Genomic DNA, 12,118 nt, shown 5'->3' on the forward strand with positions numbered 1-12,118 from the left:
TGATGAAGGTAATGCGGGTCTACCCGGCCAAGCCGGCCGATGTCTATCTCTACGCCACCTGTCTGGTGGACCTGTTCGACCCGGTGGCGGGGCTCGATGCCATCGCCCTGATCGAGCGGGAAGGGATAAGGGTGCACTTTGTCGAGAAACAGACCTGCTGCGGGCAGCCGGCCTACACCTCGGGTCACGAGGAGGAGGCGCGCAAGGTGGCGCAAAGCCAGATGGCGCTCTTCCCCGAGCCCTGGCCGGTGGTGGTGCTGTCGGGCTCCTGCGGCGGCATGATGCACCACCACTACCGCCGCCTCTTCCCCGAGAGCCCCGAGGTGGCCGATTTTTGCGATCGGGTGTTCGAGCTCACCGAGTTTCTGGCCCGGATCTGCCGGGTGCGCTGGCACGGGGTGGGGGAGGCGAGCATCGTCATGCACACCTCCTGCTCGGCCCGGCGCGAGATGCAGGTACACACCACGGCCCGCAGCCTGCTGGGGCAGCTCGATGGCGTCACCTTGCATGAACAGGCCTACGAGAGCGAGTGCTGCGGCTTTGGCGGCACCTTCTCGGTGCGCCACCCCCACATCAGCCAGGCCATGGTGGAGGACAAGACCCGCCACCTGCTGGCCACCGGCGCCGACACCCTGGTGAGCGCCGACTGGGGGTGCCTCTTGAACATCAAGGGATCCCTGGCCTATCAGGGCAGGATCTTGCCTGCCACCCACCTGGCGAGTTTCCTGCTCGCCCACAGCCGCCCCGACAGTGACGAAATAGCTCATAACGGCGCCGCTGTTAGCGATTTGGCTCATACCAAAGAGGCCCAGCCCCATGTCTGATCACGCCAAGTATTCGCCGCGCCGCTTCCATCCCCAGGCCGAGGCGGCCCTGGCCGACCCCGTGCTGCGCCAGAACTTTCGCGGCGCCATGGATTACCTGCGCGGCAAGCGCCGGGATGCTTTCGCTGACCCCGCCGAGGAGACGGCGGTGCGCGATGCGGCGGAGCAAATTCGCCAGCGCTGTCTCTCGCGTCTGCCGGACCTGCTGGAGCAGCTCGAAGCCAACTGCGAGCGCAACGGCATCCGGGTGCACTGGGCCCAGACGCCGGCCGAGGCCAACGCCATCATCCTTCGCATCGCCCAGCAACACGGGGTGAGCAGCATCGTCAAGGGCAAGTCCATGGTGAGCGAGGAGATAGGCTTCAACCACGAGATGGCGCGCCACGGCATCCGCTGCCTTGAGAGCGACATGGGGGAGTTTATCGTCCAGCTCGACAGCGACACCCCGTCCCACATCATCATGCCCGCCATCCACAAGAACAAGCAGGAGGTGAGCGACACCTTCGCAAGCAACCTGGAAGGCTTCACCCCCACCACGGACGTGGACGCCCTGATCCAGACCGGGCGGCGGGCCCTGCGCGAAGAGTTTCGCCGCGCCGGCATGGGGCTGTCGGGGGTCAACTTCGCGGTGGCGGAGACCGGCAGCCTGTGCCTCGTCGAGAACGAGGGCAACGGGCGCATGTGCACCACTGTGCCGAAAGTGCACGTGGCCATCACCGGCATCGAGAAGGTGGTGGAGTGCCTATCCGACGTGCCGCCCCTTTACAGCGCCCTGACCCGCTCGGCCACCGGACAGGCCATCACGACTTACTTCAACGTCATCAGCGGCCCGCGCCGGGCAGGGGAGCTGGACGGCCCGGACGAGGTGCACCTGGTGCTGCTCGACAACGGCCGCAGCCAGGCTTATCGGGACGTAGAGCTGCGCAAGACATTGCAGTGCATCCGCTGCGGCGCCTGCATGAACCACTGCCCGGTCTACACCCGCATCGGCGGCCATGCCTACGGCACCATCTACCCGGGGCCCATCGGCAAAATCATCTCCCCCCACCTGCTGGGGCTGGAGAGTACGAGCGATCTGGTGACGGCCTCCAGCCTGTGCGGTGCCTGCGGCGAGGTGTGCCCGGTGCGCATCCCCATTCCCGACCTGTTGCAGCGCCTGCGCCGGGAGGCCAAGCACGACGCACAGCCCGGCCACGAACCGCTGGCGGGGCAGGGGGCGGCCAGGAGCCGGCTCGAGACCCTCGCCATGCAGGGCTTTGCCTTCGCCGCCACCCACCCGCGCCTCTACCACGCCGCAACCGGTGTGGCCGGTCGCTTGCGGGGCTTGATGCCCAAACACCTGGGCCCCTGGACCCAGTGCCGCGAGGCCCCCAAACCCGCCCCCCAGAGCCTGCACGCCCTGCTGCGCCAGAAGAAGAAGGAGTCCTGAGATGTCGAGCAAAGAGGCCATATTAAGCCGCCTGCGCGGTGCCGCCACCCCCATTGCCCACGCCCCCCATGGCTGGCAGCCCTGGCGCGGGGCCGATGACGGCGCGCGGCGCGAGCGTTTCCTTGGCATGATCACCGCCAGCCACGCCGAGATCCTCACCGTCAAGAAGGAAACACTGGCCCGGGAGCTGACCGCTTGGCTGGATAGAGAAGCAATAACGCATCTGGCTTGTGGCCAGGGCGGCCGTTGGCAGAAAGCGGTCGCGGCCGCCTGCGCCGGGCGATCTGTGTTGACCCCCTCTGGCGAGTTCGCGAGCTGGAAGGACGCGCTGTTCGACGTCTGTCAGGCGGGCATCATCCACTGCGCGGGGGCCATCGCCGATACCGGCACTCTGGTGTTGCTGCCGGATAACGGTGAGCCGCGCACTCTCTCCTTGGTGCCCCCCTGCAATATCGCCCTGCTGGCGGCCTCCACCATCGCCGACAACCTGGCGGGGCTGGTGGACGCCGGGCGCTGGCAGCAGGCCATGCCCACCAACCTGCTGCTGGTGTCCGGCCCCTCCAAGACTGCCGACATCCAGCAGACCCTGGCCTACGGTGCCCACGGCCCGAGCCGCCTGTTGGTAGTGCTGGTGGAGGATTGCTGATGCGCTGGAATGAATTTGACGCCGCCGTGCTCTCGCGCATCCCGCCGGAGCGCCTGGTGAGCGACCCGGATTTGCGCCTCGCCCACGGCACGGACGCGAGCTTCTACCGCCTGGTGCCCGAGCGCATCGTGCGCCTCGACTCTTTGGATGAAGTGCGCTTCGTGCTGTCGGTGTGCCGCGAATTGGGCCTGCCGTGTACCTTTCGCGCCGCCGGCACCAGCCTCTCGGGCCAGGCCCTGAGCGAATCGGTGCTCATCACCCTGACCGATAGCTGGCGCGGCCACCGCATTCTGGACGAGGGGGCCCGCATCGCCCTGCAACCCGGGGTGATCGGCGCCGATGCCAACCGCTATCTGGCGCCTCTGGGGCGCAAGATTGGGCCGGATCCCGCCTCCATCAACGCCTGCAAGCTCGGCGGCATCGCCGCCAACAACGCGAGCGGCATGTGCTGCGGCACCGCCCACAACAGCTATCACACCCTGCACGCCATGACGTTGCTGCTGGCCGATGGCACCGTACTGGAGAGCGGTGATCCCCACAGCCGCGCCGCCTTGGCGGCCAGGCGCCCGGAGCTGCTCACGGGGCTTGCCGCCCTGCGCGCCGAGGTGCTGGCGAATACTGAACTTGCCGCCAAGATCCGCCACAAGTACCGGCTCAAGAACACCACCGGCTACGCCATCAACGCCCTGCTCGACCATGAGGATCCCGTCGATATCCTCACCCACCTGATGATTGGCTCGGAGGGGACCCTCGGCTTTATCGCCGAGGTGGTGCTCGATACCGTGCCCGAATACCCCCACAAGGCCTCGGCCCTGCTGGTGTTCCGGGACGCCGAGCAGGCGTGTCTGGCCACCTCGCGCCTGAAAAGCGCCCCGGTGGCGGCGGTGGAGCTGATGGATGGGCGCTCCCTTCGCTCGGTGGCGGGCAAGCCCGGCTTGCCGGACTTTATCAAGGCGCTGGACCTGGCTGCCTGCGCCCTGCTTGTGGAGGTGCATGGGGAATCGAAAGAGGAGCTGGTCGATCGCTGCGAGCAGGTGACGGCCATGGCGGCCGAGTTCGCCCAGGTCGCCTCTGTGCCTTTTACTACCGACAGCGCCGGCCTCTGGGCCATTCGCAAGGGGCTCTTCCCGGCGGTGGGGGCGGTGCGCACCACCGGCACCACCGTCATCATCGAGGATGTCGCCTTTCCCATCGAGCGTCTGGCCGAAGGGGTAGCGGGGCTGCAAGCCCTGTTCGATCGCTTCGAATACGGTGAAGCCATCATCTTCGGCCACGCGCTGGAGGGGAACCTGCACTTCGTCTTTACCCAGGGCTTTGACGATCCGGCCCAGGTGGCCCGCTACGGCGCCTTTATGGATGCGGTGGCCGAGCTCGTCGCCGTGCGCTTTGGCGGGTCCCTCAAGGCCGAGCACGGCACCGGCCGCAACATGGCCCCCTATGTGGAGCTGGAATGGGGGTCGGAGGGGATGGCGCTGATGCGCCGCATCAAGGCGCTGCTGGACCCCGATGGCCTGCTCAATCCCGGCGTCATCATCAACGATGACCCCAAGGCCCACCTGGCCCATCTCAAGCCCATGCCGGCGAGCGATGCCATCGTCGACCCTTGCATCGAGTGCGGCTTTTGCGAGGCCGTCTGCCCCTCGCGCACGCTGTCGCTGTCGCCGCGCCAGCGCATCGTGCTCTATCGGGAGTTGTCACGCCGTGGTCGCAGCGGTGAAGTGGCAGGGGATCTTGCCCGGCTGTTTGACTATCAAGGGATTGAGACCTGTGCCGCCACCGGGCTGTGCGCCGATCGCTGCCCGGTGGGCATCAACACCGGCAGCCTGATCAAGAAGCTGCGCACAGACAAATATCAGCGCTTCGTGCCCATCGCCCGCTGGAGCGCCGATCACTTCGCCGGCGTTACCCGCACCGCCCGCAGTGCGTTGGGCCTCAAATCCATTGCCGGCAAGCTTCTGGGAGACAAAGCGCTGGCGCGATTGGTGAACGGGGTTCGCCATCTGAGCGGCCAGCGCACACCCGCCTGGCTGCCCACCCTGCCGGGGCCGAGCCGCTATCGGTGGCCGCAAGGGGAGGGGAGCAATGACGGTTCATGCGAGCGCGCTGTGGTCTATCTGCCGTCCTGCGCCAGCCGGGTGTTCGGCCAGCAGGAGGAGGCCCCGTCACTGCCGGACGTGGTGCAATCACTTCTCAATAAAGCGGGCTGCCGGGTCATCGTGCCGGCGAGAATTGAGGGGCTCTGCTGCGGCATGCCCTATGACAGCAAGGGTATGAGCGAGGTGGCTGCGGCCAAGCGCAGTGAGCTGGCGGCGGCGCTGTGGCAGGCAAGCGAGCAGGGGCGCTGGCCCGTGCTGCTCGATACCAGCCCCTGTGTGCAGCGACTGCTCTCGGGGGCGCTCGGCAAGGGCCTTCGGGTGTTCGAGCCCGCTACCTTTGTGCTGGAACACCTGCTGCCCCACCTTGAGCTGGCCCCCATCGATGAGACCGTCATGCTCCATATCACCTGCAGCAGCCGACGCATGGGGTTGGGGGAGAGCATGCTGGCGGTGGCCCGCGCCTGTGCCCGCGAGGTGATAGTTCCTGAGCATATCCAGTGCTGCGGCTTTGCCGGTGACAAGGGGCTGATGACCCCGGAGCTCAACGCCGCGGCGCTTGCCAGCCTGCCCGCCCAGGTCCCCAGCGATTGCCGTCAGGGATTCAGCAACAGCCGCACCTGTGAAATGGGGCTTAGCCAGCACGCCGGCATTCCCTATCACAGCATCCTCTATCTGGTGGATCAGGCGGCGAGATAGGGGAAAAAAACGGCAGGATAACTATCCTGCCGTTTTCAATGGGGTGAACAAGGTGGCTTAAAAACGGGACTTGTCTGGTGCTACGTGCTATGAAAGGGGCCGATACTGATACGAACGATGGCAAGGAAGGATTGATGACGCCGCTAAACCACTATCTGCCTGCCTATCACTTCTGTGAAGAGCACGCCCGCGATATTGCCGCCGACCCGCACACCGTCATCCAGGCGGCGGCCAACTATCGACCGGAAGCGGATCCGGCCTTTCGCCACCTGATCGGCTTGCGGGAAGTGCCGATGCGCCTTGGGCATCTTCTTGGCCGCCAACAGAGCGCCAGCCCGCCTCCCTTTGGCTTGGACAGATTCGTGCCGCTCGACAGCCAGGACGACAACACGCTGCTCTACGGCCTTGTCGGCCGGTTCTGGAGGCCGGACTTTGGTCTGGTGACTATGGCGGACAGTCAGGCGTATCTGGACTTTGCGGCGCCAGGCGTCGCAAAGCTCGCCCTGGGGTTTTCGGCCAGCCGCCAGCCAAACGGCACCACCCGGTTGACCACCCAGACAAGGGTGTTCTGCCCGGATCTGGCCTGCCGCCTCAAGTTCGCACCTTACTGGTATCTGATCCGCCCCGTCAGCGGCCTGATCCGGCGCCGGATACTGGGCGCCATCAAGGCAGAGAGTGAAAGGGGGTTGTAATCGACATGCTGGAGCACTTCAATTGACCGGTGTTGACGACTGTATCTAGCCAGATGGTCGATGCGTGAGTTATTTAATGGAAGATGCTGATAATAAGTTATACAGAGTTGGGTGAGGTTCAATACAGGACTTCGGTTTAGGGTTATATAGTAGGCTCGATTGGCGTGGCTAAATCGAGCCTACGGTATATTTAATCTATCCGTTGATTACATTTGAGTGCTTGTTTTCATGATGCATTTTAAAAAATTACTTCTTAAGTCATCAGCCTTGTTACCGAAGTGAGCTTCACGATGATGACTCGGGCAGAGTGCAATTACATTAGTGATTGCATCGCTTCCACCCTCTGAGAGTGGCTGTATATGGTGGGTTTCCAGATAAATAGAGCCTGACCGTGTCTCGAAGCCTTTGGCACCACACCATTCACACAGTCCCCTGGCCCTGGTCAACACATAATTCCTGATTTAGGGGTCCCGTTGAAAGATCATTCCAGTGACTTCCTTTCTTTTCCCTTCACCTTCGGGTAACTCCAAATGCTGGAACTGGTCAACATATTTTGGCTCGGGTTGACTGCGAATAAGGAGGCAATCGCCGCTGTCAGAATCATAAGACTGAACGTACCAAAGTTCAGAATCAAGAAGGCGCGTTTCTGCAGTAGACTTCACACGGCCCGTTGTTTGCTCGTGTTGGACTCCATCACAGATGATTACCCTTAGTGGCCAATTTAGACGCGCTGCTTTTTGGAGGGAAAAATCCATTTTTATCGCTCGCCTTGATTGTGGCGAAGTTGTGACATTTTGGGCGACCTTTCGCATGTTCAAACTCTGGACAATGCTGCCATTTAAAAATTTAATGTCTTCATACCAAAGGTTTAACACGATTATACTTTTATTCGTGTTCTCGTAAGACCATTCATAGCAATACTTCGGGTTAGATGCAGCCTTTCCCTCACCACCTTTGAAATTTGCCCAATCACTTACGTCAATACCCGCCTCAGAAACTAGGTCCATAACACGCAGGCGTTCTTTGGGTTTTAAATCCTCAACTTTCATTTTGTCCTCAACTTGTTGTTGAATAAATCATAATGCGTAAAACATTAACATTAGAATGTGATACAGAACTTTATTTTGGCAAAATATGATAGAAAGTGTGCATTGAGTTCTTTTACAAAAGGTTGATAAATTAACAAGGAGCAGATGGAGGCTTTATCATAACCTGTCATCTCTACTGAGTTAAAATGCACCTCAGGATGTGGGGAATGGATAATTTCTTGAAGCGAAACAGATTTCAAGGTTTCAATACCCCGTCATTTCCAGATAGCCAACGCCTTTTGCGTCTCCCAAGACTAAGACCGCCCCTTCCCAGTAGTCGAAGCGACCGGTCATGGCCTGATTGGCTTGGCGGGCGCGGATCGTCAGGTTCAAATCGGCGGCTTCCAGCTGCCACTCGATGGGGTAGGCTTGCCCCTTGGGGCCGCGCCAGGTCTTGCCGGGGGTGAGGTGGATGTGGTCTGGGTTCAGCACCCGGCTGCTGCCATCGCGTTCAATCAGGATGCCGTAGCGGTTTTCAGGCTCGGTGCGCCCTGCCTTGGTGCGCAGGCGAAACAGCATCAGCTCGCGGCCATCGTCAAATTGCAGCGAAAACCAGTCCCAGCCCGATTGCCACTGGGCCAATACCGAGCTGCTCCACTCGTGATCAAACCACCCCTCACCGCTGACGTTGCGGGTCTCGCCATCCAGGGTCAGGGTGCCGCTGATGGTCAGGCGCGGGTAGGAGTAGTAGAAGGAGGCGTTGCCCGGGCTCTTCTCGCTGTAACCCGCTTTGCCTTGCAGCACCGCAGGCTTGGTGGCGCTCACCTGCACATCAAGATCCCCCCCCTTGCTCTGCACCTTGAGGGTGGCGGGAAAGAGCGCTTCTCCTTGAGAGGCCAAGACCCACTCTTTCAGCCAATACTCACCGCCGCTGGCACCGGCGAGCCCTGGCCCCTGGCGGCTGGTGCGCTCGTCCTGCTGGTGGCGGCCTTTGCTCACATCCGTGATGGCGAACTGGGCCAACCAGAGCTGGGGGGTGAGCCAGGGGTTCTCCGATGTGATCCCCTGCTCGATGCCTTGGCGAAACAGGGTCCACTGCATGCCGTAGCCGCGCCCTTGCTCGTCTTTGAGGTTGCCGGTGAGATACCACCATTCGGAGCGGTAGTCGGGGTGGGCAGCGTGATCCGTGGGCAGGAGGATGGATTGACCCGGCAGAGCCTTTTTGAAGTGATCGCTACCACCGCCGAGGATGCTCCCCAGATCGCTGGCCTGCGCGTGGCCGCTTATGGCAACAAGCGGGATCAAGCGGGCTGCAAGCCACAGGGACCGTAAAGAGGACAAGATTCCCCTCACCCTGGCCCTCTCCCGAAGGGAGAGGGGATGGTTCGCGGCAGCTCTGTGCGCTTCTCTGCGCTGAATCAAGTGCGGTGACAGAGATCTGGTCAATGGGAACGTCAAGCCATGGCCGAGCCAGAGCGCCAACCAATATGTCATACCACTCTCCTTGCGGCGTACCAGGAGGCCAGCGCCCCGCACACCGGCGCCAGCAGAAGCGCCGTGACGGCGTGCAGGGGGGCGGCCTCGAAGGCCAGCCGCCAGCCGAAGGCGCGGGGGTTGACCACCTCAATCAGCACCCAGGCAAGGCCATAGCCCACCGGCAGTGCCAGGAGCGCGGTGAGCAGCCCGAGGCCCGCCCCCTGCCATACCAGCAGCCGGCGGCAGTGGCGGGGGCTCAGGCCAAGGCTCTGCAGGGTCTGCAACTCGCCGCGCCGGGCCAGCCCCAGCACCATGAAGGCCGAGCCGATGCCGACGAAGGCGATCCCCAGAATGAGCAACTTCAATAGCTCGGTCACCACGAAGGTCTGATCGAACACCCTGAGGGCGGCGGCGTGGATGGCGGGGGCGGGCAACAGGTTCACCTGCTCGCCAAACTGGCTCCTGAGCCTGTCGCCAAGGCGCTCGGGGGCCGGGCTGAAGAGGGCAAGGGATTGCACCTTGCCCCCTTCGAAGGCGTGCAGTATCTGCCCCTTGTCGCTGCCGTAATCCTGATAGACGCCGGTGACGGTGAAAGCCCTTGGTGTCCCCTCACTGGTTACCTCGAGGCGCTGGCCCACCCTGACCCCGAGGCGTACCGTCAGCGGTTCGCTCGCCAGCACCTCGTCGGGAGCGGCGGGCCAGCGCCCGGCCAGCAGGGGATAGGCGGCTTTGAGCTCGGGGATAAAGTCCATCTGCGCCCACTCGATGGGCTGCCCCTGCCAGCGGGCGGGGAGCACGGCGCGGCGGGAGGCGGCGCGCACATCCGGCGCGGCGAGGATGGTGTTGAGGGTCTGCTCGCCGAGGGCGCCCCTGCTGCCGGCCACCCCCTTGGGGGCGGTGACGTAGAGATCGGCGGCCAGACGCTGGCCGAGCCAGATCTCCACGCTCGAGCGAAAGCTCGACACCATGACCCCGATGCCGATGGCTGCGGCGATGGCCAGTTGCAGCGCCATCACCGCGATGGCGGTGCGATCCAGGTGATAGAGGGTTTCGGCCACCCCGAGCCGGGCGGTGAGGGGGCCGCGTGCACGCAGCCGCCCCAGCAACCAACGCAGGGCATCGGGCAGCAGGAGGGCCATGGCGAGCAGCCAGCCCCCGGCCACGAAGAGGGCGCCGCCAAGGCCAGTGGCGGGTTGCCACAGACACAGGGTGCACAGCAGCAAAATGGCGATGGCAAGCCCCCGGCGTTGCCAGGGGTGAGCCGGTGGGCGACTGTTGCCCTCTCGCAGCGCAAGGGGGGATTGGCGCTGCAGTTGCCACCAGCCGGGCAGGTTGGCGGCAAGCATCCCCAGAAGGCCAATCACCAGCGCCTTGCCAAGGCTGGTGGGGGAGAGACGCAGCAGGTCGATGGGGTTGGGGCCATAGAGATCGGCCAGCGCCTGGGTGAGCTGCCCCATCAGGGCGAGGGCCAACAGGCTTCCGAGCAACAGCCCGAGCAGAGTGCCGAGGGTGGCGAGGATCAGGATCTCCAGGGTCAGCCAGCGCAGCACCCGGCGCGGCGGCATCCCGAGGATGATGAGCTGGGCGAGCAGGGGGCGGCGCACGCTCTGCACGAAGCGCTGGGCGTTGAACACCAAAAACAATCCCACCGCCATGGCGAGCAGGGAGAGGGCGGTGAGGTTCAGCGCCAGCGCATCCCCGAGCTGGCTGGCATCGAGGGCCGGGCTGATGGGCTCGAGCCATAAGGGCTGAGCGGGGAACTCGGCTCCCTGCACGGCCTGCAAGGCTCTTTGCAAGGTATTGGCCTGCGCATCGCTCAGCTTGAAGACGATGCGATCCAGTCTGCCTTCCTTGCCAAGCAGGGGCTGGGCGAGGCCGATGTCGGTCACCAGCAGCCGCTCCATGGGGACGGCGCCGGGCTCGAAGGTGCCCGCCAGGGTCAGGGTCAGGGGGCGTTGCCCCTCATCCCCCAGCACAAAGGTTCGCGACTGGCCCGGTTGCCAGTCAAGGCGTCTGGCCTCGGGGGCGGCCAGCCAGACGCTGTCGGCGCGATTCAACGAGACATCGGGTTGGCTGTCTGGCGCATCGCCAAAGAGGCGGCGCAGGGGGCCGGGGTTGAAGAGATCCATCCCCAGCAACTGGAAGCTGCGCCCCTGCTCGTCCTTGAGCCAGGCGTGAAGCTCTGGCATGGCGTCAAGGTTCGGCTGGCTTCGCACCAGCCTCACGTAGACTTGCTCATCCAGGCCACCCTGGGGGGCCAGGCGGTAGTTGGCTTCCCCGGCGAGCTGGCTGCGGGCAGCGACGAAGTTGGTGCGGGCGCTGTGGTTCAAGAGCTCGATGGCCACCACCAGGGTGACCCCGAGGGTGAGTCCGGCCAGGCTCATCAAGAGCAGCCAGGGGTGAGCGCGATAGAGGCGCAGCAGCGCCTTGAGCGGCAACATCAGCAGGCCCCCCGGCAGACGTCAGCCATGGCGGCGCCCCTTGAGCTCGACCAGTTGCCCCCCTTCAAGGCGCAGCACCCGATCCGCCAGGTCGCCATAGCCCGGGTTGTGGCTCACCAGCAAGAGACCGGCGCCGGTATCGCGCACCGCGCTCATCATCAGGGCCATCACCTGCTCGGCGTTGTGTTCATCAAGGCTCCCGGTGGGTTCGTCGGCGAGCAGCCAACGGGGCTGATGAATGAGGGCGCGGGCCAGCGCCACCCGCTGGCGCTGGCCGCCGGAGAGCTGTTCCGGCCAGGCGTGGCGTTTGTGGCTCATGCCAAGGCTCGCGAGCAGGGCATCGAGGCGCCCATCGTCCTGGGGCAGGTTGTTTATCTGAAGGGGCAGGGCGAGGTTCTCGGCCACGGTCAGGGTCGGCAGCAGGTTGAAATCCTGATAGACGATGCCGAAATGGCGGCCACGCAGGCGGGCCCGCTCGTCTGTCGGCAGGGTGTCGAGGCGGGTCTCTTCCAGCCAGATCTCCCCCTCGTCCGGGGCGATGAGACCGGCGATGAGGTTGAGCAGGGTGGACTTGCCACAGCCGCTTTGCCCCAGCAGCAGGCAGGTTTCCCCCGGGGTGAGGGCGAGATCCAGCCCCTCAAACAGGGGGAGCGTCTCGCCGCCGTTGGCGAAGCGTTTACTGAGGTTGCGCAGGCTAAGCATGGGATAACCGTTTGATGGTCAATGGCTTTCACAATGTCCGTCACTATGCCAGTTAGTGATCGCGCCTGCAAAAGGGATGGGGATCCTC

Annotated in this window: 10 protein-coding genes; 5 read left to right on the forward strand and 5 right to left on the reverse strand. The window is 63.8% G+C overall.

Going from position 1 to position 12,118, the window contains the following annotated elements:
* Positions 1-2 precede the first annotated feature (2 nt).
* The 5 genes from BGO64_RS11640 (at position 3) to BGO64_RS11660 (ending at position 6,383) form a co-directional block, all read left to right on the forward strand.
* Positions 3-824, forward strand: a complete 822-nt coding sequence (locus BGO64_RS11640; protein WP_010674372.1) for a (Fe-S)-binding protein — start codon at positions 3-5, stop codon at positions 822-824.
* Positions 817-2,253 (forward strand): LutB/LldF family L-lactate oxidation iron-sulfur protein, encoded by a 1,437-nt coding sequence (locus tag BGO64_RS11645; protein ID WP_286700701.1) that lies wholly within the window; start codon positions 817-819, stop codon positions 2,251-2,253. Before BGO64_RS11640 ends, BGO64_RS11645 begins: the two co-directional genes overlap by 8 nt.
* Before the next feature lies 1 nt (position 2,254).
* Complete coding sequence (locus tag BGO64_RS11650) at positions 2,255-2,899, forward strand: LutC/YkgG family protein (protein ID WP_286700702.1); 645 nt, start codon at positions 2,255-2,257, stop codon at positions 2,897-2,899.
* Positions 2,899-5,691 (forward strand): FAD-binding and (Fe-S)-binding domain-containing protein, encoded by a 2,793-nt coding sequence (locus tag BGO64_RS11655; protein WP_286700703.1) that lies wholly within the window; start codon positions 2,899-2,901, stop codon positions 5,689-5,691. Before BGO64_RS11650 ends, BGO64_RS11655 begins: the two co-directional genes overlap by 1 nt.
* Positions 5,692-5,825: 134 nt before the next feature.
* On the forward strand, positions 5,826-6,383 hold the full coding sequence (locus BGO64_RS11660) for a hypothetical protein (RefSeq protein WP_069785691.1): 558 nt from the start codon (positions 5,826-5,828) through the stop codon (positions 6,381-6,383).
* Positions 6,384-6,589: 206 nt separating this feature from the next.
* Here BGO64_RS11660 and BGO64_RS20820 read toward each other — a convergent pair whose 3' ends face one another.
* The 5 genes from BGO64_RS20820 to BGO64_RS11680 all read right to left on the reverse strand — a co-directional run bounded on the left by BGO64_RS20820 (position 6,590) and on the right by BGO64_RS11680 (position 12,030).
* Complete coding sequence (locus tag BGO64_RS20820) at positions 6,590-6,832, reverse strand: HNH endonuclease (RefSeq protein ID WP_353743881.1); 243 nt, start codon at positions 6,830-6,832, stop codon at positions 6,590-6,592.
* Between the two features lie 12 nt (positions 6,833-6,844).
* Complete coding sequence (locus BGO64_RS11665) at positions 6,845-7,432, reverse strand: hypothetical protein (protein WP_286700704.1); 588 nt, start codon at positions 7,430-7,432, stop codon at positions 6,845-6,847.
* Between the two features lie 243 nt (positions 7,433-7,675).
* Positions 7,676-8,716 carry a lipocalin-like domain-containing protein gene (locus tag BGO64_RS11670; protein WP_286700705.1) on the reverse strand — a complete coding sequence of 347 codons (1,041 nt, stop codon included), beginning with the start codon at positions 8,714-8,716 and terminating at the stop codon, positions 7,676-7,678.
* A gap of 185 nt (positions 8,717-8,901) precedes the next feature.
* Positions 8,902-11,328 carry an FtsX-like permease family protein gene (locus tag BGO64_RS11675; RefSeq protein WP_286700706.1) on the reverse strand — a complete coding sequence of 809 codons (2,427 nt, stop codon included), beginning with the start codon at positions 11,326-11,328 and terminating at the stop codon, positions 8,902-8,904.
* Positions 11,329-11,349: 21 nt separating this feature from the next.
* Entirely contained in the window at positions 11,350-12,030 is a 681-nt protein-coding gene (locus BGO64_RS11680) for an ABC transporter ATP-binding protein (RefSeq protein WP_286700707.1), read from the reverse strand.
* Positions 12,031-12,118 lie beyond the last annotated feature (88 nt).

Source organism: Aeromonas sp. 62-46, from assembly GCF_001898585.1.
Taxonomy (GTDB): domain Bacteria; phylum Pseudomonadota; class Gammaproteobacteria; order Enterobacterales; family Aeromonadaceae; genus Aeromonas; species Aeromonas caviae.